This window comes from Arcicella sp. LKC2W, assembly GCF_034931005.1.
Classification (GTDB): Bacteria; Bacteroidota; Bacteroidia; order Cytophagales; family Spirosomataceae; genus Arcicella.
Window position 1 is genome coordinate 23,551 of sequence record NZ_JAYGIN010000020.1, and the last position, 26,450, is coordinate 50,000.

The 26,450-nt window shown below is 36.1% G+C and carries 24 protein-coding genes; 15 read left to right on the forward strand and 9 right to left on the reverse strand.

Annotated elements, in window-relative coordinates:
- Positions 1-48: 48 nt before the first annotated feature.
- Positions 49-1,557 carry a glutamate--tRNA ligase gene (gene gltX, locus VB796_RS16555; protein ID WP_323347680.1) on the reverse strand — a complete coding sequence of 503 codons (1,509 nt, stop codon included), beginning with the start codon at positions 1,555-1,557 and terminating at the stop codon, positions 49-51.
- Between the two features lie 76 nt (positions 1,558-1,633).
- The gene (locus VB796_RS16560) at positions 1,634-2,002 is read right to left on the reverse strand and encodes a Rid family detoxifying hydrolase (RefSeq protein ID WP_323347681.1); all 369 of its coding nucleotides are present in this window, start codon (positions 2,000-2,002) and stop codon (positions 1,634-1,636) included.
- Positions 2,003-2,312: 310 nt separating this feature from the next.
- Here VB796_RS16560 and VB796_RS16565 point away from each other — a divergent pair, with 310 nt between their 5' ends.
- The 8 genes from VB796_RS16565 (at position 2,313) to VB796_RS16600 (ending at position 8,685) form a co-directional block, all read left to right on the forward strand.
- Positions 2,313-2,702 (forward strand): VOC family protein, encoded by a 390-nt coding sequence (locus VB796_RS16565; protein WP_323347682.1) that lies wholly within the window; start codon positions 2,313-2,315, stop codon positions 2,700-2,702.
- Between the two features lie 152 nt (positions 2,703-2,854).
- Positions 2,855-3,670 carry an RsiV family protein gene (locus tag VB796_RS16570; protein ID WP_323347683.1) on the forward strand — a complete coding sequence of 272 codons (816 nt, stop codon included), beginning with the start codon at positions 2,855-2,857 and terminating at the stop codon, positions 3,668-3,670.
- A 417-nt stretch (positions 3,671-4,087) separates the two neighbouring features.
- Positions 4,088-4,426 carry a tRNA-binding protein gene (locus tag VB796_RS16575; protein WP_323347684.1) on the forward strand — a complete coding sequence of 113 codons (339 nt, stop codon included), beginning with the start codon at positions 4,088-4,090 and terminating at the stop codon, positions 4,424-4,426.
- A gap of 76 nt (positions 4,427-4,502) precedes the next feature.
- The gene (locus VB796_RS16580) at positions 4,503-4,835 is read left to right on the forward strand and encodes a hypothetical protein (protein ID WP_323347685.1); all 333 of its coding nucleotides are present in this window, start codon (positions 4,503-4,505) and stop codon (positions 4,833-4,835) included.
- 214 nt (positions 4,836-5,049) lie between these two features.
- Positions 5,050-5,802: an acetolactate decarboxylase gene (locus VB796_RS16585; protein ID WP_323347686.1), complete on the forward strand. Its 753-nt coding sequence runs from the start codon at positions 5,050-5,052 to the stop codon at positions 5,800-5,802.
- 313 nt (positions 5,803-6,115) lie between these two features.
- Positions 6,116-6,550, forward strand: a complete 435-nt coding sequence (locus VB796_RS16590; protein ID WP_323347687.1) for a hypothetical protein — start codon at positions 6,116-6,118, stop codon at positions 6,548-6,550.
- A 145-nt stretch (positions 6,551-6,695) separates the two neighbouring features.
- Positions 6,696-7,931, forward strand: coding sequence for a dicarboxylate/amino acid:cation symporter (locus VB796_RS16595; protein WP_323347688.1), 1,236 nt, complete (start codon positions 6,696-6,698; stop codon positions 7,929-7,931).
- Positions 7,932-8,019: 88 nt separating this feature from the next.
- On the forward strand, positions 8,020-8,685 hold the full coding sequence (locus VB796_RS16600; RefSeq protein ID WP_323347689.1) for a thiamine diphosphokinase: 666 nt from the start codon (positions 8,020-8,022) through the stop codon (positions 8,683-8,685).
- Positions 8,686-8,980: 295 nt separating this feature from the next.
- Here VB796_RS16600 and VB796_RS16605 read toward each other — a convergent pair whose 3' ends face one another.
- From VB796_RS16605 to VB796_RS16615, 3 genes are all read right to left on the reverse strand, one after another.
- Positions 8,981-10,501, reverse strand: a complete 1,521-nt coding sequence (locus tag VB796_RS16605) for a glycoside hydrolase family 32 protein (protein WP_323347690.1) — start codon at positions 10,499-10,501, stop codon at positions 8,981-8,983.
- An 80-nt stretch (positions 10,502-10,581) separates the two neighbouring features.
- Complete coding sequence (locus tag VB796_RS16610; RefSeq protein ID WP_323347691.1) at positions 10,582-11,370, reverse strand: UDP-2,3-diacylglucosamine diphosphatase; 789 nt, start codon at positions 11,368-11,370, stop codon at positions 10,582-10,584.
- Positions 11,371-11,565: 195 nt separating this feature from the next.
- Positions 11,566-12,594: a GntR family transcriptional regulator gene (locus tag VB796_RS16615; RefSeq protein ID WP_323347692.1), complete on the reverse strand. Its 1,029-nt coding sequence runs from the start codon at positions 12,592-12,594 to the stop codon at positions 11,566-11,568.
- Between the two features lie 386 nt (positions 12,595-12,980).
- Between VB796_RS16615 and VB796_RS16620 the strand changes: the two genes are divergently transcribed.
- The 5 genes from VB796_RS16620 (at position 12,981) to VB796_RS16640 (ending at position 18,217) form a co-directional block, all read left to right on the forward strand.
- Complete coding sequence (locus tag VB796_RS16620) at positions 12,981-13,814, forward strand: substrate-binding domain-containing protein (protein ID WP_323347693.1); 834 nt, start codon at positions 12,981-12,983, stop codon at positions 13,812-13,814.
- Positions 13,815-13,904: 90 nt separating this feature from the next.
- On the forward strand, positions 13,905-15,071 hold the full coding sequence (locus tag VB796_RS16625) for an aminotransferase class I/II-fold pyridoxal phosphate-dependent enzyme (RefSeq protein ID WP_323347694.1): 1,167 nt from the start codon (positions 13,905-13,907) through the stop codon (positions 15,069-15,071).
- An 89-nt stretch (positions 15,072-15,160) separates the two neighbouring features.
- Positions 15,161-16,684 carry a carboxylesterase/lipase family protein gene (locus VB796_RS16630; protein ID WP_323347695.1) on the forward strand — a complete coding sequence of 508 codons (1,524 nt, stop codon included), beginning with the start codon at positions 15,161-15,163 and terminating at the stop codon, positions 16,682-16,684.
- Positions 16,685-16,864: 180 nt separating this feature from the next.
- Positions 16,865-17,452 (forward strand): sigma-70 family RNA polymerase sigma factor, encoded by a 588-nt coding sequence (locus tag VB796_RS16635; RefSeq protein ID WP_323347696.1) that lies wholly within the window; start codon positions 16,865-16,867, stop codon positions 17,450-17,452.
- A 48-nt stretch (positions 17,453-17,500) separates the two neighbouring features.
- A complete protein-coding gene (locus VB796_RS16640) occupies positions 17,501-18,217 on the forward strand; it encodes a hypothetical protein (RefSeq protein WP_323347697.1) in 717 nt (238 codons plus the stop codon).
- A gap of 229 nt (positions 18,218-18,446) precedes the next feature.
- Here the strand turns inward: VB796_RS16640 and VB796_RS16645 are convergent, their stop codons facing one another.
- From VB796_RS16645 to VB796_RS16655, 3 genes are all read right to left on the reverse strand, one after another.
- Positions 18,447-19,379 (reverse strand): hydroxypyruvate isomerase family protein, encoded by a 933-nt coding sequence (locus VB796_RS16645; protein WP_323347698.1) that lies wholly within the window; start codon positions 19,377-19,379, stop codon positions 18,447-18,449.
- A gap of 23 nt (positions 19,380-19,402) precedes the next feature.
- Entirely contained in the window at positions 19,403-22,459 is a 3,057-nt protein-coding gene (locus VB796_RS16650) for a PVC-type heme-binding CxxCH protein (protein ID WP_323347699.1), read from the reverse strand.
- Positions 22,460-22,614: 155 nt separating this feature from the next.
- Positions 22,615-23,418: a M48 family metalloprotease gene (locus VB796_RS16655; RefSeq protein ID WP_323347700.1), complete on the reverse strand. Its 804-nt coding sequence runs from the start codon at positions 23,416-23,418 to the stop codon at positions 22,615-22,617.
- Between the two features lie 223 nt (positions 23,419-23,641).
- Between VB796_RS16655 and VB796_RS16660 the strand changes: the two genes are divergently transcribed.
- Positions 23,642-24,535 carry an outer membrane protein assembly factor BamD gene (locus tag VB796_RS16660; RefSeq protein ID WP_323347701.1) on the forward strand — a complete coding sequence of 298 codons (894 nt, stop codon included), beginning with the start codon at positions 23,642-23,644 and terminating at the stop codon, positions 24,533-24,535.
- A gap of 132 nt (positions 24,536-24,667) precedes the next feature.
- Positions 24,668-24,988 carry a DNA-directed RNA polymerase subunit omega gene (locus VB796_RS16665; protein ID WP_323347702.1) on the forward strand — a complete coding sequence of 107 codons (321 nt, stop codon included), beginning with the start codon at positions 24,668-24,670 and terminating at the stop codon, positions 24,986-24,988.
- 75 nt (positions 24,989-25,063) lie between these two features.
- Here VB796_RS16665 and VB796_RS16670 read toward each other — a convergent pair whose 3' ends face one another.
- Positions 25,064-26,377 carry a Gfo/Idh/MocA family oxidoreductase gene (locus VB796_RS16670; RefSeq protein WP_323347703.1) on the reverse strand — a complete coding sequence of 438 codons (1,314 nt, stop codon included), beginning with the start codon at positions 26,375-26,377 and terminating at the stop codon, positions 25,064-25,066.
- Positions 26,378-26,450: the final 73 nt, after the last annotated feature.

The window sequence follows — 26,450 nt, forward strand, 5'->3', positions numbered from 1 at the left end:
TAATCCAATTTGTAAAATGTAGCACAGGTTAGAAACCTGTGCTACATTTTACAAATTAGGCAATTCATTCAATGCTTTTGTAAGACGTGCCGTTACTTCATCTTTGCCCATAATTTCCATCGAAAGCATCAAGTCTGGGCCTGCACCCGCACCTGTAACGGCTACCCGTAACATTTGCATTACTTTTCCCATTTTGATTCCTAATTTTTCAAAAACATCGTGTAAAGTATGTTTAATTTCATCAGCAACAAAATTTTCTATACTTGGTACTGCTTCAGCAAAAGCGGTAATACTTGTTTGGGCATCAACATTCCATTTTGAAGCTACAATGGTTGCATCAAATGTTTCTGGGGCAGTAAATAAATTATTGGCCTCTTGTGTTATTTCTTGTGGAAAAGTTACTCTTTCCTTGAATAAATGTACGATTTTTATAGCTTTATCTGATTCAAAATCAGGAAGATATGTTTTAGCAAGTTCTTCATCTGATTGCAATTTTAAGTATTGTTGATTATACCATTTTGCTTTATTGATGTCAAATTTTGCTCCTGCCTTGTTGATTCTTTCCAATGAAAAAGCCGTGACTAATTCGTCCATTGAGAACATTTCTTGCTCCGTTCCAGGATTCCAGCCTAAGAAAGCCAAGAAGTTTACAAGGGCTTCTTTTAAATAACCTTCTTCTCTAAAACCTAATGCTTTTGAACCATCTGGGTTTGTCCATGCTAATGGGAAAACTGGAAAACCGCCTAAATCTGCATCACGTTTTGATAATTTTCCGTTGCCTTCGGGTTTTAATAAAAGCGGTAAATGGGCAAATTGTGGCATGGTAGATTCCCAACCAAAAGCACGGTATAAAAGTACGTGTAAAGGTGCTGATGGCAACCATTCTTCCCCACGAATTACGTGCGAAATTTCCATCAAATGGTCGTCCACAACATTGGCAAGGTGATACGTTGGCATTCCGTCTGACTTCATCAAAACCTTATCATCTATCGTTGATGAATGCACATGAACCCAGTCACGAATAATATCTTTGAAGCGAATTTCTTCTTTGGCAGGCACTTTCAACCGAATTACATAAGGCTCGCCCGCTTCAATTTTCGCCTTTGTTTCGTCTTCTGAAAGCGTTAATGAATTGTTTAATTTTACTCTTGTTACGGCATTGTATTGAAATGCAGAGCCTTGACTTTCAAGGGCTTGACGCATAGCATCCAATTCTTCAGAAGTATCAAAAGCATAATAAGCTTTCCCCGAATTTATCAATTGCATGGCATAATCCATGTACATTGGTTTACGTTCAGACTGACGATACGGTGCGTGTGGACCACCAACGCCAATACCTTCATCAATAGTAATACCCACCCACGAAAGGGCTTCAATAATATATTTTTCTGCTCCCTCTACATACCGAGTTTGGTCGGTATCTTCAATACGGAGCAACATTTTTCCTCCTAATTGCTTGGCTAATAAATAATTGTATAATGCTGTTCTGACACCACCAATGTGTAAAGCCCCTGTTGGACTTGGTGCAAAACGTACTCTAACTTGATTGTTGGACATTTTTTTATTTGTGATTTGGTGAGCGAGTGATTTAGGGATTTTTTATTCATAATTGGCTAAATCACTAATTCACAACTTAGCTAACGGCGATACAAGAAATTTCAACATTGACATCTTTTGGCAAACGTGCAACTTCAACGGTTTCACGAGCAGGAGGATTTGAAGTGAAAAATTCACCATAAATTCCATTGATTGCCACAAAATTATTCATGTCTTTTACGAAAATTGAGCATTTTACCACGTTCTCGAAAGTCATATTGGCAGCTTCTAAAATTGCCTTTAAATTTTCCATTACCTGACGAGTTTCCTCTTCGATGCTTGCACCAGCTTCTGCTAAAGCAAAGGCTATTTGTCCCGAAACGTATAATGTTCCGTTTGAAAGTACCGCTTGTGAATATGGGCCAATTGCGGCAGGTGCTTTTTCAGTAAAAATGATTTGTTTCATTGTTTTCGCTTGTTGTTTTAATTAGCCTGCAAGTTACGAAAACGTTAGGGTTTTTGAATAATATTATTGCTCATCGGAAGGTTTAAAGTTGAGATTTTGTTTTTTGATAACTTAAAAATTGAATTATAAATCTGTTGAAAATCTGTTTTGTGATTGTTCGCTTTTCGCAAATCGCTTTTCACTTACATTTGTTGAACTCTTTTTTTACCTTTGTACACAATAGTGATTGTGCTAAAATTTTAATTTTGTGAAATCAGTGCGTGAAATCTCTAACGCCTAAATTCTAAATCCCAACCCCTAAAATATTTCCATGCTTCAAATCAATCATATTCATCACATTGCCATTATTTGTTCTGATTATCAAAAATCGAAGAAATTTTATACGGAAATTTTAGGCTTCAAAGTTGAAAATGAGGTATTTCGTGCTGAAAGACAATCATATAAACTGGATTTATCGGTCAATGGGCTGTATCAAATAGAATTATTTTCTTTCCCCAATCCACCCGCACGAACTTCACGTCCAGAAGCTTGTGGTTTACGTCATTTAGCTTTTGAAGTTAATAATATTGAAGAAACTCGTGAACAATTAGTAGCCAAAGGGCTTGATTGTGAAGTGATTAGGATTGATGAAATTACGGATAGACCATTTTTCTTTACCAGCGACCCCGACGAATTACCAATAGAATTTTATCAGAAATAAATGAAATACTAAATACAGTGTTTAATAAGTTATCTGAATAATTTTCACCCTAAAATGTTTGATTGGGGGACTTCCCGAAAGTTTTTTCCACTTTCGGGAAGTTGAAAAAACTTATTAAACAGTGCACTAAATCGCTTTAATATCAAAAAATCATGAATTACAAATTACTTTATATACCCTTTTTAGCTTTGCTTTGGAGTTGTGGAAATTCTCCACAAAAAGATGCAGAAATCACTTCCGATACATTAAGTTATAGCGTCAAAAAATATGAAAATCACAGTAAAACTTGCGTAAAAGAAGATTCTTTGTGTGCAACAGTGAAATTTGAATATCCCGAATTTGAATCAGCAGATTTGAATAAAGCGATTCAGAAAGAGTTATTTAATCTTTTTCATGACGATTATGATAGTACCAATCTTGCCCCAGTTGATTTTAACGAATTAGCCAAAGGTTTCATCGTTGATTATGAGGAAAAATTACAGGAAGGTAAAGATTTTGTAAATAAAGCCAACGAAAAAAATGAAGGTGGATTTTTGGCAAACCCTTGGTATATGGAAGGTTATAACAAAGTTCAACGTCAAACGGAGAAGTATTTGATGTTGCACACAAATACTAATTGGTTTATGGGTGGGGCTCATCCCATTAGTATGGAATATTACTATGTTTATGACCGTAAGACTTTCAAAAAAGTTACTTTAGATGATGTTTTTCAAAAAGGTTTTGACCAAAAATTGCTAACCATTGCCGAAGCTAAATTTAGAAAGCAAGAAAATCTAAAACCTGCCGATAAATTGACAGAAGAAAATGGTTATTTCTTTGAGAATGGCAAATTCTTATTAAATGACAATTTTATGTTAACCGAAAAAGGGATTAAGTTTTTGTATAATGTTTATGAAATTAAGCCTTATGCCGCAGGATTAACAGAATTGGAAATTCCTTATGAAGATTTGAAAGGAATCATGAAATAAAAGACCTGAAGCGATGCCCGTTTAGCTAACCTTAAAAGGAGCATCGCAGTCTTAATTTTAAAATAGAGAGAGGTAAGCGAGAAAAATAAAGTGAACGAACTACTAATTTACAGTCTTAATACGTTGAAAGAAAGGATTATAATTCAGAATCAACGTTTGATATTTAACCTAAAAATTATTTCTTAGGAGATGAAAATCTAAAATCAATACCTAAAACATTAAGTAAAAGGTATGCTCCAAGTCCTAAAAGAGCGATTGCTAATATTGGAATTATGATATACATTACGGTTTTGAGGTATTTTTTTTATTTTTACAAAGCACGGAAGTTTTTTTGGTAGTTTTTAGCGTAGAATTACCTAATCTTCATCGAAATTTTAAAATATTTTTATTTATTAACATTTGATAATTTTTGTAAAAATGGAGACAATTTCATGGCAGGATTTTGAAAAAGTGGAGCTTCGGGCGGGAACAATTTTAGAGGTACGAGATTTTCCGAAAGCCAAGAAGCCTGCTTATCAATTGGTGGTAGATTTTGGCGAAGAAATTGGAATAAAACAGTCTTCGGCACAGATTACAAAGCTTTATACGAAAGAGGAATTACTTGGGAGGCAAGTTGTATGTGTTACCAATTTCCTACCCCGACAAATTGCCAATTTCCTTTCTGAAATTTTAGTTACAGGGTTTATTTTACCCGATGGAGAAGTCGTTTTGACATCAATAGAACGCCCAGTGCCGAATGGAACGAGGTTGGCGTAGAAAAATGGTTTGATTTTATAACAATCTATTAGTTAGTTTGTTATCTTCGCAAAGATTATTAAACCTTCTTTTAAAAATGAAACAAAAATTACTCTACATCATTTTTTCTTTTGTGGTATTGACTACCTCAACTGGCTTCGGATTTCTTGAATCTTCCACTATTATGCACGGACGAGAAAATCGTCTGATGAAAAATGACTCGCTAAAAGTAGCTTCTCAGCGAGTTAATTTTGAGCAAAATTCTCCTATCATTAAAAAAGAAGCTGAAAAACCTACCAATCAATTGACTAAATCATTAATTCAATGGGTTGCCAATTTAGTACGCAATACCTTAGAAATTATTGTTGGTATAATGGTTGAAGCTGTCAAGGTTGTTTTAATAGTTGTGATTAAGATTTTGTTTGGGTAAACTTCATTTATATAAATACTCTTCTTGTAACCTCCTAAAAATCAATTGTTTGGTATAGATATTGATATCTTGTATGTAATATCCCCAAGCCCTTTCGTATTTGCGAAATAAGTTTTGTTCCTAATCGTTATCATATTGGCGAATTGTGGTTAGTGTTGAAAAATACTCACTTCTTCCCTCCAGTCACATTTTTCACGCACTAACGTACCATTTTATGAAACGCTTACTTTCGTATGTATTGGTAGTATTTGGAATATCACCAATTTTCGCTCAAAATCCCGAAGTAAAATCTGCTGGAGAATTACGCAAAATCATGCACGATGCCGATTTGTCTGCTAAAATTCGTTTAGACACCCTTCACCGAGAAAATTTATTTGCCATTGGCGTAGTTGATAGTTTACGGGGCGAAATTTCCATTGTCAATGGAAAAGCCTTGATTTCGTCTATTAAAGAGACTTTTGTTAGAACCGATACTACCTTCAAGCATGAAGCTGCAATGCTTGTTTATGCCTACGTGAAAAATTGGAAAACGATAACAATTGAACAAGATTTAAACAATTCGGAGGAATTAGAATTATTAATAAAAAGACTTGCTTCCGAAAATGGCATTGATGTAACCAAACCTTTTCCATTCATGGCAAAAACGTGGGTGAAAAATTTGAGTTTTCATGTAATAAATTGGCAGTCGGGCATGATACATACGGCTGATACACACAAGCAATTTGCTCATGAATTGTGGCATTCGGCAGAAGTAGTGATGTTGGCAGGTTTTTATTCTGAAAATCATCAGGGAATATTTACCCCACACAGCAGTAAAATGCACGTGCATACGATAACTTCCGACCCTTTGACTTCTGGGCATTTAGAGACGATTGAGACTTTTGGAAAAATATCAGTTTATTTTCCTGACAATAATAATACGTCGAAAATAACAACGGTGGAGGCAATGAAATTGGAAGAGTATTAATTTCTGCCATGAAGGCACAAAGGTTGATATTTGCCACAAAGACACTAAGGCAAAAAGTTATTAATTAAATTTTTTGAGCCTTCGTGTCTTCGTGGCTTTATTTTTTCGTTCATGGAGATATTTTGAATTAGAACGGTGGAGGCAATGAAATTGGAAGAGTATTAATTTCTGCCATGAAGGCACAAAGGTTGATATTTGCCACAAAGACACTAAGGCACAAAGTTATTAATTAAATTTTTTGAGCCTTCGTGTCTTCGTGGCAAAACCAAAATCAACTTTGAGCCTTCGTGTCTTAGTGGCAAAAAATAAAAACATGAATATAAAAATATCAACAAAAGTAAATCAGAGCCTTCTCCAAGTTTGGGAAGGCTTTAATTTGGAATTATTTTCAGCATTAGCACCACCATTTCCACCCGTTGAGGTCAAAGAATTTGGGGGGTGCTTGAAAGGCGATAAAGTCCATTTGCAGTTAAATTTCATCCTTTTTAAGCAAGATTGGATTTCGGATATTATTGACCAACAAAGCAGCGATACTGAAATTTATTTCATTGATAAAGGAACAAAACTACCTTTTTCCTTGAGCTACTGGCAACACAAACATCGATTAGTAAAAGACGAAAGTGGGACAATTATTATTGATGAAATCGCTTTTAGAACGCCCACAATTATCACAGACTATTTATTTTATCCTCTCATGTACCTTCAATTTTTGTATCGTAAACCTATTTATCAGAAAGTATTTAAGTAGCTGATTTTGCATTAAATATCTAATATTGTGAATCAGTTGTTGAGTGAAATTGAAATTAGAAAACGTATCCAATTTGCAAAAAAGGCTTTTTTTGTGTTAATTCGTTATTACTAATTACTTATATCTCAACTCAAACTAATACTAAATGAAACTAAATATTACTTGGAAAATTTTTATAGGCATGGCACTGGGTATCCTTGTCGGCTATATTCTAAACCAAACTTATGAAGGTAATCAAGAGTCGCTTGACTCAGCGAGTACCTATCTGAATCTTCTGAGCAAAATTTTCCTCAGAATGATAAAAATGATTATTGGCCCACTGATTTTTTCTATTTTAACCGTTGGGATTGCTAAATTAGGCGACTTTAAATTGGTTGGAAGAATTGGGGCTAAAACTTTAGGATATTTTTATTTTGCTACTATTTTATCATTATTGACAGGACTTGTTGCGGTGAATTTGCTTCGTCCAGGAAAAATGATGCAAATTGATTTACCAAAAGCAGGAGCAGAAACAGGCGTTGAGGTAAAGAAAATGACTTTAGAAAACTTCATTACACACCTCTTTCCACAAAGCTTTTTTGAAGCCTTAGCAACCAATGAAATTCTTCAAATTGTAGTATTTTCGGTATTCTTCGGAATTGCAACGGCTGCCATTGGCGACCACGGAAAAATCATCATCAAAGGTCTTGATGCAGTTTCAGAAATCATGTTTAAAATTGTAAGTTACGTAATGGGTTTTGCTCCTTACGGTGTTTTTGGGGCAGTTGCGGCAGTAATTGCACAAAAAGGCTTAGGGATTTTGGGTGGCTATTTATATCTGATTGTGTGTTTCTTTGCCACATTGGCATTTTTTATTTTGGTCGTCTTGCCTGCAATCTGCCTCTTTGTAAAAGTACCGTATTGGAAATTACTTTCTTACGTAAAAGATGCCCTGTTTTTGTCGTTCAGCACGGCAAGTTCGGAGGCTTCAATGCCTTTACAAATTGAGCAATTAAAGAAATTTGGCGTTCCAGAAAAAATTGTAAGTTTTGTTTTACCGTTGGGATATTCTTTTAACCTCGACGGTTCAATGATGTACATGACTTTTGCCATTGGTTTTATTGCTCAGGCTTATGGTATTGATTTAACGATTGGTCAGCAAGTAACCATGATGCTAACCTTGTTGATTACCAGTAAAGGTATTGCGGGCGTACCACGTGCTTCGTTGGTGGTTATTGCAGGAACAATGTCGATGTTTAATTTACCTGCCGAAGGTTTAATTTTATTATTTGCCGTTGACTGGCTTTTAGATATGGGACGTTCTGCCACATCAGTAGCAGGAAATGCCGTAGCAACCGCCGTAGTTGCTAAATGGGAAGGAGAATTAACAGTGAGTGAATGATAGATTGAGTGATTGAGTGAATATTTTAATCTTTTGAAATAATCACTCAATCACTCAATTACCCAATCACTCATTTATCACAATAAATATGTCATCACACCACATCATCAGAGACTCTCAAGAACCTGCTTTGATTATTGCCAATGGGGAAGCTTGTAGCTTTGAATTAATGGGCGAATTATTGGAATGGTCGCCATTAGTAATTGTTTTAGATTCTGCCATTCATCGAGTGTTGGAATTGAACATTAAAGTTGATGTTCTTTTGGGAGATTTTGACCGAGATTTTGATGCGGAGAAAATTAGAGAAGAACAATATCCAATCGAGATTGTCCACACGCCAGACCAAGATAAAACTGACCTCGAAAAGGCTTTTGAATATATTATCGGTAGAGGTTTTCCTGCGGTAAATGTTATTTGGGCAACGGGTAGGAGGGCAGACCACACCATTACGAATATTACCAATATTGTGCGATTTCGGGAACAGTTGAAAATCGTTTTGATTGATGATTATTCGAAGATATTTCTTTTGCCTCGAACTTACGAAAAATGGTATCCTGCGGGTACCCCCATTTCACTCATACCAGTTGGAGAAGCATCAGGGATTTCGACTAAAAACTTGAAGTATCCACTTGATAATGAAAGCCTTACGATTGGTTATAGAACGGGAAGTAGTAACGAGACTCTGGAAGATGGTATTGTGAGAATCACCCACGAAAAAGGAGATTTGTTATTGATGGAATGTATTGATATTTAAGTAACACAGACTTTAGTCTGTAATATGATTGAGAATTTACAGACTAAAGTCTGTGTTACTTAGAATTTACAGACTAAAGTCTATGTTACTTAGAACTTACAGACTAAAGTCTGTGTTACTTAGAATTTATACGCCTAAATTTTCATCAGAAGAAGATTTTTTCTTAAATGAAATTAGTACGCCAGAGGCAAAAAGAGCGATGGCAATTAATGATAATGTTCTCATAGTGTATCGATTTATTTTGTGTAAATAACTGAACAGCTATAAAACAATTTTCAAGCCAACTTATTACATTTTATTTCGACAAATCAGAAATTTTCAAGGACACTACTTTTACTTTTCTTCTCGACGTAAATAACGAAAACATATTGGCTCCTTCGGTCGGAAAAATCAAATCAGAAATTACCTTTTCGCCATCATTAGCAAAAACTTCAACGGAGGTTTTATCCACTAACACTTTTAATTTCAAGGTTTTATCTTTCAATTTTAAAGACGTTTTATCTAAGGACGCAAAATTCTCTTTAATCATTACGCCCGAATTTTTACGGTCAATATACAATTGGTGAGTTTGCACATCGTAACCAACCGTAGTCTGTTGCAAAATCTTCTTATCGTCTTTTTTATCCTTCAATTGAGCGATTCTCAAACCAAAAATTAAAGCAGATTTACGTTTAAATTCAATCTCAACCATGTAAGAATTTTTAGCGAAAAGCGTCATGCCATCTAATTGCTTTTCTTTGGAAAATACAAAATTATTCTTTTCAAAAACCAAATAATCTTTCTTCGGTTTTAAGGTTGCAATTGGCTCTTGAAATAAGCGTAAACCTTCCTCTGTTTGGCGTAAACTGATATTTCTCGGAATAGCCATTTGTCCTTTCCACGGAAACGTTGGAACGGCATCTGCATATTGCCAACTCGACATCCAACCCAAAATAACTTTCTGATTAGCAGGGGCATCTGTATAAGGAATGGCAGCATAAAAATCCTTTCCGTTATCTACATAAAGCTTAGTTTCGGGCGAATTATCATTTTTGAAATTTGAACCGTCAAAATCTCCTACGAAATACTGCATACCTTCAAATTTATCGTAAGGACCATTTGACGAAACAAAAAGTATCCATTTGGTTTTCTGAGAGTTACCTTCAATTGGGACTTCTACCAAAGCTGGGCATTCCCATATTTTACGTACTTCTCCTTGATTGCCAAATTCACCTGCACGAGTCCAATCTTTTAGGTTTTTAGATGTATAAAAAATGACTTTATATTCCTTCGGGAAAACTACACTCATGACCCATTGTTGGGTTTTTTCGTGCCAAATTACGTGTGGGTCACGGAAATCTGTCATTTGTAAATCAATGATGGGATTGCCCGCATATTTTGTCCAAGTACGTCCTCTATCGTTTGAATAAGCAAGGTACTGAGCTTCCTTTTTACTGTCGTGATAATCGGCAGTGTAAAGTGCCACCATGCACGGTTCAGTACCCGTTTGGAAACCACTTGTATTATTTTTATCAACGACTGCACTTCCCGAAAAAATCCAAACGGAATCTTCTGGAATAGCCACAGGAAGGTGTTCCCATTTTACCAAATCTTTACTGACTGCGTGTCCCCAACTCATGTGTCCCCATTTGTTTTCAAACGGATTGTGCTGATAAAAAAGGTGATATTCCCCTTGATAATAAACCACTCCGTTGGGGTCATTTATCCAGTTTTTAGGAGCGGTAAAATGATAATCTGGTCGCCAATTGGGTGTTTCTTTGGGCGTTTGGGCTAATATCCAAAAGGGGAAAAGAAGAAGTGTTAGTATTTTTTTCATGGATTTTGTAACGCAGACTTTTAGTCTGTTGTTAAATCGTTTTATTTCAGAAGGTTTCCAGACTAAAGTCTGGGTTACTTTTACTCAAATTTTCTAACTACTAAATTTTCCCCATCAAAAACGGCAAAATGATTACTATTTTCATCGTCATACGCCCATTGTCCGAGGTTGATGTATCGGCTATTATCGCTAACAGGTAAATCTAACAATAAGTGACGATGCCCAAAAATATAAAAATCACGATGTTTTTGAGCTTCTTGTTCTTTGGCATACGACCAAAGCCATTCGTTATCACCTCTAAATTGTAATTCTCTTTTGATGCGTTCTTCGTCTTTTCTACTGCCCGACCACCACGTTGCTAAAGTGATTCCAACTTGTGGGTGAATCCAACCGAAAGCCCAAATCGATAATTTACTTTCAAAAACTTTTTTCAAGAATTTATAGCCGTAATCACCAGGACCAAGTCCATCGCCATGAACAACATAAAAACTGGTTGATTTTCCATTTTGCTCAATGATATAATCTTGAAAATCACGGAAAACTTTGATATTCATTTCCTTCGTAAAATAGTCAAACATCCAAATATCATGATTGCCAGAGAAAATGACGATTTCTATGCCAGCATCCGACATTTCTGCCAATTTGCCCAATAGTCGCACAAATCCTTTGGGAACAACATTTTTGTATTCAAACCAAAAGTCAAAAATATCACCTACTAAAAAGATGGTTTGAGCATCATTTTGAATTGAATTAAGCCATTTTACTAATTTTCTTTCACGGATTAAACTTGTTTGATGGTCGGGGTATCCCAAGTGAAAATCAGAGGCAAAATATATTTTTTTATTGTCTTGTAATTTTATAGTAGTCATATTTTTGAGTATTAGATAGCGATAGGCTTTGAAAACCCTGTTTTGCTAACACGTCAAAGATACGGAAAGTCTTTTTTCTTTATTGACCAAGAGATGGGAATTGTTTAGATGCAGGAGGGACGAAAACAAAAAACGGAAGTTTCTAAATCAGAAACTTCCGTAGTAGTTATTAGGTTTTAGAGGGGAGTCAATTCATTATAAAGATTTTCTCAAAATCATTTCCATTGGTACTTGAACTTGCTGGCGTTTTTCACCTTTAATCATATCAGCCGCCATTTTGCCGATTTCAGCAGGTTTTGAAGAAATAATGCTGATTCCACCCGCCAAAATTTCTTTATAACATGAGTCATTCAGAGAAATTAAACCTACGTCTTTTCCCAATTCTAAATCTTGGTTTTGAGCTGATTTAATAGCTGCTACCAAATCAATATCATCAATGGTCAGATAGACATTTCCTGCTTCAACTTCTTCTTCTTGAAAGCCATCAAGAACTTGAAAGTTGAAGTTATTATTTTCACAGAAATTTCTAAAACCAGTAATTAATTCTGAATCAAAATACTCTTCTTCGGTCAATACCAAATTTAGAGTTTTGTATTTTTTGAAATGCTTAATGTGATTTTGCATCACCGACGAAATTTCGTATTCTGAATTACTCAAAACGTGAGCCGTTGAGTTTTCAAATGCTTTCATTGATTGTTCAAGAAAGATAAGTCTTTCGCTCGAAATCTTTTTCAAACACTTAATGTTCTCATCAGTTTCGTCAATCAAATGAGGCATAATTACGTAATAATGATAATTGCCTAAATGGTTGTTGATGGTATCTCTGAAGTTTTCACTTTTATAATTGTAAGTAAAAATATCAACCGTTACGTCTTTTCCTGCTGCGTTGACAAAAGCATTGAAAATATCTTTATTGTTCTCGGTGATTTTGCCAACCAAAAAGAAAATCTTAGTTTTTGTTTTGGCGGATTTTCCAGAAATAAAATAGCCTTTTCTGAAAATTGAAGTGATTACACCTAAACGATGAAGTTCTGAATAGGCTCTCTCAACGGTGTCACGAGATAAGTAACATTCTTCACTTGCTTCATTAATTGAAGGGAGGCGTTCACCTGTTTGTAAATTTCCTTTTTCAATATCGACCAACAAAGTGTTGACCAATTGTTGATACTTAGGAGTTTTAGAATCTTGCTTGGCTTGGGCGAAGTCTCTGAAAGTTTTAATCATTATTTCGGGTCGTATATTAGTGAATAACAGAATCTAAAGGGAAAATTTTATTAATAGTAAAATCAATAGGCAAATCACAAAGGCTAAGACAAATTCAAACACGCTAATTTTGAATAATCGTTTATTCTGAATTTGTTTTAAGAGTTGCCATTTATTGTATTGCATAGGTTTAGTTAAATAAAATATCAAAATAACACAGTTTTTTGGTTCTGTAAAATTACATAATAACCCATTAGAACAGTTAGGCTATTTGTTGCAATTATTAGCACAAATCTTGCAAAATTGGATGAATATACCCCTTCCTGTCCTGTTATGCCCTGATTATTGGGGTCGTGGCAAAGCAGGATATTTTTTCAGTGAATAAGTTTTTACTTGTATATTAAAATTTGAAAATTATAAAATCTGTGAGTAATCCATTAACCAATCCCCGAAATAAAAACAGTAAAGCTGAGTTGAAGGTGTTGCTCATTTTCAATAAACTCAGTGATTTTCGTAGTGAAATTTACGACTGCTTTTTGTCGCAAATTGACGGGCGAGCTGACGTAGATTTGTACATACACCAAATCAATAATCACAATACCTCACATTTCGCTGAGGTAATTCGAGAGAAATTATCGTTCTACGACTACTTCGTTATTATGCTTCATGCCACACATATCAACGAAGATATTTTGAAAACCGTCAATAGTATTCCCAAAGAAAAGTTGTTGATTTTAGATAAGCGAAACGAATTTATTCGGGGCGAATATGCTTGCGTTTATCAAGATTTTGAAGCCGATATTTACGAGGCTCTTTCCAATGCCAAGTCATTAATAACAAAATATACTGCCTTAAATTTTGTCATTCAAGAAAGCTATTTCTATTCCATTTCAATCATGGAAGGTGTTAGCCATTTTGCTCTTGAGAATAATCTTAAATACAATATTTATACCGAAATTGAGGATAATATTATTAGGACAAATGAATTATACTTAATTCTTTCAGAGCGTTTTTTAGCCGATATTTTGAAACGTTGTAATACTCAAAACCTTAAAATTGGGAAAGATGTAGGTATTTTATCTTACAATGAAACGCCCATTAAAGAGGTTTTATCAGGAGGAATTACCGTCGTCACCACAGACCATTGTCAGTTGGGTAGAACAGCCGCTGAATTGGTTTTGAATGGTAAAAAAGAACATATTCGAAATCCGTTCTTATTTATCCAAAGAAATTCGCTTTAATCTATTTAGTGATTGGTGATTGAGTGATTTTTCTACTTGTTCATAAATCACTCATTCACGCATTACATCATTCACTAAATAAATACGTCTGTGGATAATATTTCATTCATCATCAATCAATTAGCGGAAGACCGTGAGCAATATTTTAATGCGGTTGCTCCACCCATTATTCAAACCTCCAATTTTGCTTTTAAAGATTTTAAAACACTCCGTGAGACTTTTGAAGATGAGTTTTCGGGTGAATATATTTATACAAAATCCAAAAATCCTACGGTTGATATTTTGCGAAAAAAGTTGGCGGCTTTACAAGGTGCAGAAGATGCCGTGGTGACCAATTCGGGTAGTTCTGCCATCTTTTGTAGCATTTTGGCAAATGTCAAATCAGGCGACCATATCATTTCGGTAGCTCGACCGTATTCGTGGGCGGCACGGATGTTTGAGGTTGTTTTGCCACGTTTTAATGTTACGCATACTTACGTAGATGGGCGTGATGCTGAAAATTTTGTGAAGGCTTACCAATCAAATACTACTTTGATTTATTTGGAATCGCCAAATTCTTTCGATTTTCAGTTGCAAGATTTGCAGGCAGTTGCAGATTTTGCAAAATCTAAAAGCATCACAACCATCATTGATAATTCATATTGTACACCCATTTTTCAAAAACCGCATGATTTTGGTATTGATTTGTGTTTGCACTCCGCCACAAAATATATTGGAGGACATTCAGATACAGTTGCGGGGGTAATCACGGGGTCGAGAGAGCGAATAAAGATGATTTTTGATTCGGAATTATTGAATTCTGGCACGAGTCTTTCGCCTTTTAATGCTTGGTTGTTGATTAGAGGCTTACGAACCTTAGAAATTAGACTTCAACGCATCTCAGAAACGACTACCAAAGTGGTAGATTTCTTGAAAAATCATCCTAAAGTTCAGCGACTAATATTTCCATTTGATAATGATTTTCCTCAAATTGAATTGGCAAGAAAACAAATGACAGGTGCTTGTGGCTTATTGACAATTATTCCGCATGAAGTTGATTATCAGCAAATTGAATTATTTGCGTTAAGTTTGAAAAATTTTCTTTTGGCGGTAAGCTGGGGTGGGCATGAGTCGTTGATTATGCCAAAAGCCGCAGGAATGAAGCCCGAAGATTATGATAAAAGTAATCCAGAACATCGGATGATTAGACTTTATATTGGCTTAGAAGATGCAGATTTCTTAATAAATGACTTGAAAAATGCGTTGGAAGTTTACTGAGATTTTACGTAACACAGGCTTCAGCCTGTATGATTAGACCATTGAAATTTACAGACTAAAGTTTGTGTTAGACATCAACCTTGCGAAACATGAAATTCATAAAAACACTCTCAATCGCTCTTTTTTTGATGTTTTGGGTTAATTTTTCAAATGCCCAATTCAAAACCATCAAAACTCAAAATGGACTTATTTCAGGTTTCAAAATTGGTACAGTTAACATTTTTAAAGGAATTCCATTTGCAGCTCCGCCCGTTGGAGATTTACGTTGGAAAGCTCCACAGCCTGTACAAAATTGGCTTGAAGTTCGTAAATGTACGGAGTTTTCTGCAAGCCCATTTCAAGCTAATCCAACACCATTTTATTGCTGGACAGAAGAATTTATTGCTCCTCCAAAACCACTAAGTGAAGACTGTCTGTATCTAAATGTATGGACAGCAGCGAAAACTGCCCAAGAAAAACGCCCCGTTTTTGTATGGATTTATGGCGGAGGATTTTCTTCGGGTTCGTCGGCTTGCCCTATTTATGATGGAGAGGAATTTGCCAAGAAAGGAATCGTTTTTGTGAGCATTAATTACCGTGTTGGTCCATTTGGTTTTATGGCTCATCCCGAATTGAGCAAAGAGCAAAATAATGTTTCTGGAAATTATGGATTAATGGATCAAATTGCGGCTTTGAAATGGGTAAAAGAAAATATTGCCGTTTTTGGAGGCGACCCGAACAAAGTAACCATCGCAGGACAATCAGCGGGTTCAATGAGTGTTAATTGTTTAGTTGCCTCACCTCTGGCAAAAGGACTTTTTCATCGTGCCATTGCTCAAAGCGGAGGAATGCTATCGAACAGGATTCCAACGAGTTTGAATGATGCGGAAAAAATGGGGGAGACGTTTCAGAAAAAAGCAAATGCCAGTGATTTATCAGAATTACGTCAAAAATCTGCCGAAGAAATCTTGAAAATTTCACAAAGTAGCGGTTTACGTATGGGCGTTACGCTCGACGGTTATGTATTGCCAACGGATATTGTTCAACATTTTAAAGACGGAAAACATAACGATGTACCGTTGATGACTGGTTGGGTCACGGGTGATGCGGGATTAATTCCGAATCAGGGATTATCAGCAGAAAAATTTAGACAACAGTCCACTGATAAATACGGGGCAAAATCAGAAGAATATCTCAAACTTTTCCCTGCCAATACCGACGATGAAGCTAAAACAAGCCAAAGCCGTTTGTCTTTGCTTTCGTTTGCGGCACTTTCATCACATCTTTGGGCGGGTTACAACAAAAGCCAATCGTACATTTATCAAGTATCGCACGTGCCAACAGATAAGCCTGATTTTCCAAATTATGGGGCATTTCATACCTCCGAAGTCCCTTACGCTTTGCACACGCTACATTTATGGAAAAGACCTTGGCAAGACCATGATTTGGTGGTAGAAAATTTGATGTCTTCGTACTGGATAAATTTCATCAAAATTGGTAATCCAAATGGTAAAAATTTACCTGAATGGAAAAGATACACTAAAGAAACAGGTGTCATTTTAGAAATTGACAAAGAAACCTATCAAAGACCTGCTTTACTCAAAAAAGAATTTGATTTATTGGAAAGCCTGTAACTCTATGCTTCTGCATCATAGTCTGATGCTTCCGTATCTTCTGGAACTTCGATACGGAAGCATCGTTTTACAGGTATTGATGATAAATCTCAATAAATTAAAACCAAAACGACAAAATCCCCTATATTTACGCCAATACCGCTAAAATCGTAGAAATCCTTAACTTAACTCTTGTAAAAAATGATTTTTTTGGGTCGTGGTGTCTTGTCTGACGAAGCTATTTTAAAAGGAATTATCGGTGATGGAATGCTCCAAAGAGCCACCGAGAACAAACTCTACGAGCAATATTTTTACTTCATTAAAGATGCAACATTTAAGCATCAACTCTCGGAAGACGAAGCCTCAAGTCTTTATACTGACACAATCTTAGCTTTCATTGAAAACGTTAAAAGTCAACGTTTTGAGGGAAAATCTGCGATTAAAACTTATCTCTATCAAATCTTTTCTAATAAATGTGTTGACTTTATTCGTAAAACTACGACTAACAAAATGAGCGTCCATGATGCCCAGCCTATTCAAGATTGGCTTTTGGCAATGCCTGATGAATCTAAAAATATCTTACAAAAACTTATTTCAGATAATGAAGTAAATGTTTTGTATGAGAAGATTAAAAATTTGGGAGATAAATGCCAACAAATGTTAACAGCTTGGGGCGAAGGGTTTTCGGATAATGAAATTGCGAAAGAATTGGGCTACCAAACTGCCAATGTTGCGAAAGTCAGTCGATTGAGATGTTTAGATAAATTGAAAGAATTGTATAAAAAATAGAGATAATTACCATACACAAAAACACCAACCACCTAATACAATCAAAAGATGTTAGAGCAAATTGAGAAATATTTTAATAACGAAATGGGCATTTCGGAACGGCAGGATTTTGAAAATCGGCTCGCTGCTGATGCTGAATTGGCAGAAAATACTGCATTTTATCTCAATACCATCGTTGCTGCGAAAACTTTAGCGAATGAAAAACGTAAAGCCGAGTTTGAAACGCTAAGAAAAGAAATTTCCAGCCGTCCTGTTCATAAAATTAAGCCTGTAACTTGGTTAGTAGGCATTGCCGCTTCAGTATTATTGGTAGTCGGTTTTTGGTGGATAAATCAAACTTCACCATTGAATACCGAAGAATTTGCCAATACGTATATTTATGAACATTTTGAAAATCTGCCTGTTAAAATGGATGCTAATACAGACAGTTTACAAATGGGATTGAGGCTTTTTAACGAACAAAAACTTAGAGAAGCTCAAATTGTTTTTGACAATATTCTGCACGAAAAAAATAATGATAGTGAAGCCATAAAATATGCAGGAATAACAGCTTTAAGGTTAGGGGAATATGATAAAGCTCTCGAACATTTCCATTCACTTAGTAAGCAAACTAATTTATTCTCAAATCCTGGAAAATTCTATGAAGCCATTACGCTCATGAAACGTAAGCCCGTGAATAAAAAAGAGATTGATGATTTGTTACAAGAAGTAATTGATAATAATTTAGAAGGAAAAAGCGAAGCGGAAATAATCAGTAAACAGTAAACAGTTAGCAGTTATCAGTTATCAGTTATCAGTATTTCAGTAAACAAATATAAAATAGTAAAAAAGCCAGTTTGGGGAACTAATAATTCCCAAACTGGCTTTTTTACTGCTAACTGCTAACTGCTAACTGCTAACTGCTAACTGCTAACTGCTAACTGCTAACTGCTAACTGCTAACTGCTAACTGCTAACTGCTAACTGCTAACTGCTAACTGCTAACTGCTAACTGTTCACTGATAATCGCTCCAACGATAGGCTTCTATTAATTTCATTTCCCCTTCTTTCCCTTTGATAGAATTTCCGTGTTCCATACCAAAAATGAATTCTCCTCGGTTGGTTGCTTTGGCTTTTTCTGCAATATGTTTGAATAAAAATTTATAATTTATTTCGCCTGTGGTAGGTTCATTACGTCCAGGTTCATCCCCGATTTGGAAGTACGCAATTTCATCCCAAGTCCAATCAATATGTTTGGTCATTTGCCCTTCATTTCTCTGCATGTGCCACATATCAAACAAAATTTTGCACGCAGGGCTATTTACCGCCTTACAAATCATGTATGTTTGGTCAGAATGACGAAGAAATAAATCTGGATTGTCCGATAAAGGTTCAAGTACCATCGTTAAGCCATGTGGTTCAAGAATGGCAGCTCCTTGTCGCAAGGATTCAATCACATTTGCCGTTTGGATTCCCATTGGTAAATCTCGCTGAAAATTTCCAGGAACTACCGTCATATATTTGGCATTACAACGTTTGGCAACTTCAACGGCATTTTTACAAGCTGTCAAAAACTTATTTCTCCAATCTTTATCACCCGTTGCGAGCGTACTTTTAGGAGGCCAATTATCAAAACCAACTACAAAAACACCCATCGACATACCCAATTTAGCCATTGTTTCACCAATTTTGGTTTGTAATTCGGGCGATTTTCCCATCATACCGTTGTCTTCCAATGCCCGAAAACCCACTTCGTGCATGAATTTCAATTGGTCAATTTCATCTTTTCCTGCCGAGTTTTCAAACATTCCGAAATGCGGAGCGTATTTAAGTTTAAAAGCTGGTTGAGGACTGGCAATGGTTTGATTTTCAGTTGCTTTTGTTAAAATTGGTAGTGAAGTTAATCCTGCACTTAGCATTATATTTTTGGTGAATTCTCTTCTTTGCATGATTGTTTTAGGATAAAAGGCCTTTATTTCTTTCTCAAAATCATTAAATATTCCACTAAATTAACGGCTTCGTCTTTGCTCATTCCGTCCATTAAGCCCGTTGGCATCATCGAATTATTCATCATTTTCATGGATTTAACAGCACTTGTTTTTAAGTTTTGTACCGTTCCTCCTGGCATTTTTAACACTAAATCCGTTTCGGTTTTTGACGAAATAATACCCGTTAATGTTGAGCCATCTTTCATTTTTAACTCCCAACCTTCATAACCAAAACCAATACCTGCGTCGGGATACATCACCGCTAAATATTGTCCTTCTTTTGATAATTTTGAACCAATTTCTGATAATTTAGGTCCAAAATCCATGCCTTCGCCATTTACTTGGTGGCATACTGAACAGTTCGCTGTAAATACCTCAACACCTTTTTTAGCATCGCCAGTTGTTGCTACTAATTCAGCCATTGGAGGGAGTTTGCTTTTGGTGGTTGAACTTGTATTTCCCAAATATTTTGCTGATTCTGTTCTTACATTTCTTCGCCAAGCTCTACTAACGCCTTCAACGGCAACAGGGATGAAATCTTTTTGAATTTTTCCTCCTTTTAAATAAGCCAAAATTAAATCTTCGCCACTCATACTTCCACCCAAGAAACGGGTACTTTCCTTACGCATTGCTACCGATTTAGTTTTATCAAACATGGTAGATTGTAATAAATCTAAGGAAGTTTTATTGCCATTTCCACGAATACTTCCTAATACTTTGATGGCTAATTCCTCTTTTTTAGAATTGTTAATAACCGCTTTCGTGAGGGCTAAACCTTCGGGAGAACTTACTAAAATATCACCTGCTTCACGGGTCATTTCTCCTTTTTCAATCATTGTGATTAGACGTTTATTTTCTTCTGGTAAACGATAACGTTGTTGCATGACTACAAAATCTTTACTGCCAAGTGTAGCCATTAATTTTACCAATGACTCTTTCGCAACAGGTGATGTTTTTACGAAGTCTGCATCTAAATGACTCAATGCCAGTTTGTTAATCTGGTTTTGCTCGGCCGAATTTCCTTTCAACATGGCTAACAAAGTTTCGGATTTTGATTTTCCTTTGTTAAAATCAAAAGCTCTGAAATAACGTAAACGCTCTTTTAAATCAGTTTTAGCATCGGTTGCAAGACTTGCCAAAAACTTAATAGACTCATTGGTTCTGGCACGCCAAACAATATCACGACTTGCTTCGGTTTGCGTTGGGTCAGTTACTTTTTTGAGATATGCCGAGAAATAAGCGTCCCAATTTTCTGATGCTCCAATGCCCAATGCTTCCAAATACCAACGGTCTTTTCCATCGTGTTGCGTTGCCAAAGTAGCCCAAAGCTCAGGAGCTTCGGCAGATTTACTTCCGTGTAAAGCAATCGCACATTCACGACGAATTTGTGGGTCAGTATCTTTTACAAGATTTTTTAGGTATGAAATTACGTCTAATTTCAATTGACGAGCCGCTCTTAATCCTGCAATTCTGATGTCTGGATTGGTATCTGATAATGCTAATTCTGTGTATTTTTTCCCGTCAATTAATTTGCATAAAGCCCAAAATGCACGGGCTTTCATGCGTTGATTTTCAGAGTTGTATAGTTTAACTAATTCGCTTTCAGATGATTTGCCGAATTTTTCTAATGCCTTCCACGCTAAGTAACGAGTTGCCAAGTTTGGGCTTTGCAAAGAAGCAACTGCACCCGCTGGCGTTGATAAATCCATCGCAGGAACTTTGTAAGGTGTATTTGCGGGAGCAATTCTATAAATTCTACCACGATTTTGGTCGCCCGCTTGATGACCGCCAACTCCTGGGTCGTACCAATCCGCTACAATTAATGAACCATCAGGTGCTACGCAAACATCGGCAGGACGAAACCACTGGTCTTTTTCTTGTTTCATAATGTTCACAATTTCAGCCGAATAGCCCGCTCCTGATTTTTGAACTGGATACGAACGTACCACATTATGCCCAGGTTCGCAGTGAATCATTTGTCCTTGAAAAGTCTTTGGTAATAAATTTCCTTCATAAATCACCATGCCCGTTGGCGAACCTGAGCCTGTTTGAAGAAGATTTGGCACCGTTCCTGGGTCATTCAAATGCCAGTGACGCTTTGGCGTTTCACTTTCAATATTGGTACGCTCCACGTTCCACGAAGCATGATTCATTTCATCTTTGTACCCAAAACTTCCGTACTCCATCACGTAATTAATTCTTACGCCCTTATTGCCATCGTCGTCATTATCCGACTGCCACATTGTTCCGTAAGAATCTACCGCTACTTCATAATTATTTCTAAAATTATTCCCTAAACATTCCACTTCCGAACCGTCCAAATTGCAACGAAACACCATGCCTTCTTGGTAATTTTTAGGGGAAATTTCCTTGCCAAATTGGTCTTTAACGATATTTCCTTGAGCATCTTTCAACTGTCGTCCTTCGTTGCCAAAATTGAAATATAATTTTCCATCAGGACCAAAAACAAAGGCGTGCATACCGTGGTCGTGTTGTTCGCCTTCCATTCCTTGAAATAGAATTTCTTTTTTATCTGCTTTATCGTCGCCATCAGTATCGGTCAATTTCCAAACGTAAGGACTTTGAGAAACGATAACGACATTACCCAAAACGGCAATTCCCAAAGGGGCATTCAATGATGGGTCTTGATAAAATACTTTAGAATTATCCGCTTTTCCATCCCCGTCTTTATCTTCCAAAATAACAATTCTATCGCCATCTTTATGGGTTGGGTTTCCTGTGATAGCTGGGCGATAGTTGTACGCTTCCAAAACCCAAACCCGTCCACGAGCATCGACTTCAATATCCGTAGGATTCATAAGCATCGGTTCAGTAGCAAAGGTTTTTACTTCTAAACCATCCGCCATTGTTACGCCCGATAGTGAATTTTCTGGTTGGCGTTTTTGTGTTTCAGTCAATACTGAATCGACATAATGATTGATGAAACGACTGGTTGATGAATTTTGGTAAGCCGATGAAAACAATGCTCCTCCCAATAAAATAGTTGGGATTCCGTAGCGTAGTTTTTTAGATAATTGCATAGTATTGGAAAGGTTTTAACAGTTCAATCAATAAAGAGGATAATGACCGTTTTCTAACGATTGGTTAGCAAAATAAGTTTTGAAATTATAAAAAATCCCTGACAGAATTGTACTTATCTGTCAGGGATTGTCGAATATTCATTTGATTACTTTTATTATTCAAACGTTCCTGTCTTTTTATAAACTTCCAATGCCTTTTTGATTTCAGCAATACGATGGTCTGGGTCTGGGTGAGTGCTTTGAAATTCTGAAGGACGGTCAGCTCCTCCCGAAGCCGCTTTTAAAATCTCCATTACATCAATCATTTTTTCTGGGTCATAGCCAGACTGAATCATGTATTTTACCCCAAATTTATCAGATTCCAATTCATCATCACGTCCGTATTTCATCGTTATCATTTTTCCTACATATTGAGCAATTGCCGCTGAATTATTAGGACTGTATGGGTCAGACGTTGCCGCAACGGCAGCACCCAAAAGTCCATTAGTCAATTCATCTTTCGCCATTTGTTGTGCCGAATGCCTACCAATGACATGACCAATTTCGTGTCCTAAAACACCTGCTAATTGGTCTTCAGAAGTTAATCTTTTTAATAAACCAACTGTAATAAAAATTTGTCCACCTGGTAAAGCAAAAGCATTAATTGTTTCAGGGTCAGCGAGGAGGTGAAAGTTATATTGGTAATCTGATTTTGCAGCATCCGAATTGTTGACCAATTTCATGCCTACATTTTTAATCATATCCTGAGATTTCTGGTCTTGGTATAAACCGCCAAATTCAGCAGCCATTTGCGGGGCAGATTGCAAGCCCATCGCTATTTCCTGTTGCGGAGTCATCGTTACGGCTTGGCGTTTACCCGTAATTGGATTCACCTGCATTTTTGAATAATACGAAAATAGGGCGATTCCCGCCATAATTAGCCCAACGATAAGGCGAGATTTCAAACTTCCAGAATTCATTTTTTAGTTGATTGGTTTTATTCTAACGAAAATTAAAAAAGTATCCGCATTTTTCCAAAACCTCATAATTGATGCCTACTACCTCATACCTCCCAAACAATTATGTTAAATTTTCTTAAAACAGGTATCAATCGCAATTTTCTATGCGTTTTAATGACGAAATTTGAGAATACTTAAACGCTTGATTTCCAATCTACCAATTTTTACTTAACTTTGTACCCTTATGTACAGAACTAATAAATTTTTATTATTTATACTGTTTGCCGTAACCTTAACTGCTTGTAGTAATTTTGAGAAAGTCAGAAAAATGACCGACGAAAAGAAAAAGTATGAAGCAGCAGTAAGATTCTTTAAAAAGGGTCAATACGACAAGGCAAGCATTCTTTTTGAAGAGCTATTGCCGATTCTAACAGGAACAGACCAGCAAGAAGTAGCCACTTTCTATCAGGCCTATTGTGACTATCACATGGGAAGCTATGAAACGGCAAACTTTCACTTTAAAAGATTTGCGGAAACTTTCGCTCGTAGTGAATATTACGAAGAGGCGGTTTATATGTCTGCATACTCATTATACAAAAATTCGCCAGATTTCAATCTTGACCAAAGTGGAACGATTACTGCTATAAACGAGTTACAAAGTTTTATCAATAACTATCCTGATAGTAAATTTAGAGACGAAACTTCGGAATTGATTAAGTCTTTAAGAGTAAAACTTGAGAAAAAAGCTTACGAAAAAGCTAAATTGTATATCAAAACGAGTTCATTCAATATTGCTACCTTAAAATCGGCAGTTATTGAAATTAGTAATTTTCAAAAGGAATATCCTGACTCTGAATTTAATGAGGAAATGGCATTTTTGAAAGTTCAAGCACAATACAATTTGGCAGAAAGTACCATTGAAAGTAAACAAAAAGAGCGTTTTGACGAAGCTGTTAAGTATTATGAAGCTCTAATCGATAAATATCCGCAAAGTGCATTTTTGAAAAAAGCTGAGAAATTGTACGATGTAAGTATTAAAGAAAGTGAAAGAATTGCGAAGTTAGAAGCTGATTATAAAGCTGCTCGTGATAAAGAAAAATCAAATACTGCCAAAGTTGGGGCAGCCGATAAACAGTAAGATGTTAGGTATGAGGTATGAGGTATGAGGTATTAGGTATTAGGTATTTACAATTTATGAGTAAAGTACCTGATTTTAATATTTTAGAGTCAAACACCTAAAACCAAACACCTAAAACCAAATAAAAACAAAATGGCAACAAATCCATCAATCATTACCAGAAATGTAGCTGAATTAGCTATCAAAGCAGGAGGCAATACTTACGAAGCAGTAGCGATTATTTCAAAACGTGCCAGACAAATTGCTTTGAAATCGAAAGAAGAATTGAATAATAAATTATCTGATTTCGCTTCTTCGGTAGATAATTTAGAAGAAATCTTCGAAAACCGTGAGCAAATCGAAATTTCTAAATTCTACGAGCGTTTACCAAAACCAACATCTTTGGCAATCGACGAATTTTTAGAAGATAAATTTACCTTTACTTTGCCAAGTCAAGACGAAAGTGCTGAGTAATAATTAATTTTAAATACAAAAAAGGTCGTTCAGATTATTCTGAACGACCTTTTTTGTATTTAAAATTTGGGTTATTTACGATGGTAATTTCCAACCATTTTTATAATCTGGAATAATTAATTTATTGGCATTTTTACTGGTGAATTTTCCTGTTATTTCGTCATAATAAATCTTTTCACCTACACGATACGCCATATTTCCCATGTGTGAGTTTACCGCTACTTTCACCGCAGCTTCAATTGGACAATTTAATTTGGTCAAATCTCTACTTTTCATAACACTGATAAAGTTTTCAGTATGTTTTACCAAGCCAACGTCTGATTGTTTGGTAAAAGGAACAGCCTCCATTAGGTCTTTACCATTTACTTTTTCTGGAATGACCTCCCAACCTTGACGGTTTACCACCAACGTTCCATTTTTACCGATGAAAGCAATTCCGTGTTGTTTACCGTAAAGTCCACCCGTAATTCCCATGATATTTTCCCATGACATCGTAAATTTCCCATAGTCGTAAATTACGTTTAAATAATCAGGTGTTTCACGAGCATCGTTTGGAAATGCAATTTTAGAACCTGTCGCCATAACTGATTTTGGTGTATTCACACCCGTTGCCCAAAGGACAATATCAATTAAATGGACACCCCAGTCGGTCATTAAACCACCTGCATAATCCCAAAACCAACGGAATTCATAATGAAAACGATTTTGGTTGAAATCACGCATGGGAGCAGGGCCAAGCCACATTTTATAATCCACACCTGCTGGTATTGGCGAATTTGGCACAACTGGAAGAGGATTAGAATTCCCACGATACATCCACGTTTTGGTCGTCAATAAATCTCCCAATTTTCCTGATTGTACAAAAGCTACTGCATCTTGAAAATGTTGCTGAGAACGCTGCCATTGAGCCACTTGCACCACTCTGCCCGAAGCCTTCGTGGCTTTTTCCATTAAACGAGCCTCTCCGATTGAATTGGCGGCAGGTTTTTCACAAAAAACATCTTTTCCTGCTGATAAAGCATCAGTAAATTGTAAACAGTGCCAATGGTCAGGCGTAGCCACAATCACGAAATCAATGTCTTTATTTTCGAGCATTTTGCGGTAATCCTTATAAATAATAGGATTTCCGATACCTGCTTTGGCAAGGTCAGCTTTGCGGTTATTGAGGATAGAATCGTCAATATCGCAAATTGCTAAACAGTTTACTTCGCTGATTTTTAGAAAGTTAGTTAAGTTGCTCCAACCTTGTCCTTTACAACCGATAAGTCCAACGTTAATTTTATCATTTGCTCCAACACGTGTGCGGAGATTAGCCAAAAGTTCTAAAGGTAAAAATGCTGCTGATGATGCAATTGCGGTATTTTTTAAAAATTGTCTTCTATTGTTCATTGAATTGGATTTTTTTATTAAAAAGTAAAATTATTTCAAAAACTACTGATAAAGTAGTATAGGAATCTTTTCT

Excerpts from the sequence above, each read along its gene's own strand:
- gltX (WP_323347680.1), bottom strand. The coding sequence starts at position 1,557 with ATGTCCAACAATCAAGTTAGAGTACGTTTTGCACCAAGTCCAACAGGG.
- VB796_RS16560 (WP_323347681.1), bottom strand. The coding sequence starts at position 2,002 with ATGAAACAAATCATTTTTACTGAAAAAGCACCTGCCGCAATTGGCCCA.
- VB796_RS16565 (WP_323347682.1), top strand. The coding sequence starts at position 2,313 with ATGCTTCAAATCAATCATATTCATCACATTGCCATTATTTGTTCTGAT.
- VB796_RS16570 (WP_323347683.1), top strand. The coding sequence starts at position 2,855 with ATGAATTACAAATTACTTTATATACCCTTTTTAGCTTTGCTTTGGAGT.
- VB796_RS16575 (WP_323347684.1), top strand. The coding sequence starts at position 4,088 with ATGGAGACAATTTCATGGCAGGATTTTGAAAAAGTGGAGCTTCGGGCG.
- VB796_RS16580 (WP_323347685.1), top strand. The coding sequence starts at position 4,503 with ATGAAACAAAAATTACTCTACATCATTTTTTCTTTTGTGGTATTGACT.
- VB796_RS16585 (WP_323347686.1), top strand. The coding sequence starts at position 5,050 with ATGAAACGCTTACTTTCGTATGTATTGGTAGTATTTGGAATATCACCA.
- VB796_RS16590 (WP_323347687.1), top strand. The coding sequence starts at position 6,116 with ATGAATATAAAAATATCAACAAAAGTAAATCAGAGCCTTCTCCAAGTT.
- VB796_RS16595 (WP_323347688.1), top strand. The coding sequence starts at position 6,696 with ATGAAACTAAATATTACTTGGAAAATTTTTATAGGCATGGCACTGGGT.
- VB796_RS16600 (WP_323347689.1), top strand. The coding sequence starts at position 8,020 with ATGTCATCACACCACATCATCAGAGACTCTCAAGAACCTGCTTTGATT.
- VB796_RS16605 (WP_323347690.1), bottom strand. The coding sequence starts at position 10,501 with ATGAAAAAAATACTAACACTTCTTCTTTTCCCCTTTTGGATATTAGCC.
- VB796_RS16610 (WP_323347691.1), bottom strand. The coding sequence starts at position 11,370 with ATGACTACTATAAAATTACAAGACAATAAAAAAATATATTTTGCCTCT.
- VB796_RS16615 (WP_323347692.1), bottom strand. The coding sequence starts at position 12,594 with ATGATTAAAACTTTCAGAGACTTCGCCCAAGCCAAGCAAGATTCTAAA.
- VB796_RS16630 (WP_323347695.1), top strand. The coding sequence starts at position 15,161 with ATGAAATTCATAAAAACACTCTCAATCGCTCTTTTTTTGATGTTTTGG.
- VB796_RS16635 (WP_323347696.1), top strand. The coding sequence starts at position 16,865 with ATGATTTTTTTGGGTCGTGGTGTCTTGTCTGACGAAGCTATTTTAAAA.
- VB796_RS16640 (WP_323347697.1), top strand. The coding sequence starts at position 17,501 with ATGTTAGAGCAAATTGAGAAATATTTTAATAACGAAATGGGCATTTCG.
- VB796_RS16645 (WP_323347698.1), bottom strand. The coding sequence starts at position 19,379 with ATGCAAAGAAGAGAATTCACCAAAAATATAATGCTAAGTGCAGGATTA.
- VB796_RS16650 (WP_323347699.1), bottom strand. The coding sequence starts at position 22,459 with ATGCAATTATCTAAAAAACTACGCTACGGAATCCCAACTATTTTATTG.
- VB796_RS16655 (WP_323347700.1), bottom strand. The coding sequence starts at position 23,418 with ATGAATTCTGGAAGTTTGAAATCTCGCCTTATCGTTGGGCTAATTATG.
- VB796_RS16660 (WP_323347701.1), top strand. The coding sequence starts at position 23,642 with ATGTACAGAACTAATAAATTTTTATTATTTATACTGTTTGCCGTAACC.
- VB796_RS16665 (WP_323347702.1), top strand. The coding sequence starts at position 24,668 with ATGGCAACAAATCCATCAATCATTACCAGAAATGTAGCTGAATTAGCT.
- VB796_RS16670 (WP_323347703.1), bottom strand. The coding sequence starts at position 26,377 with ATGAACAATAGAAGACAATTTTTAAAAAATACCGCAATTGCATCATCA.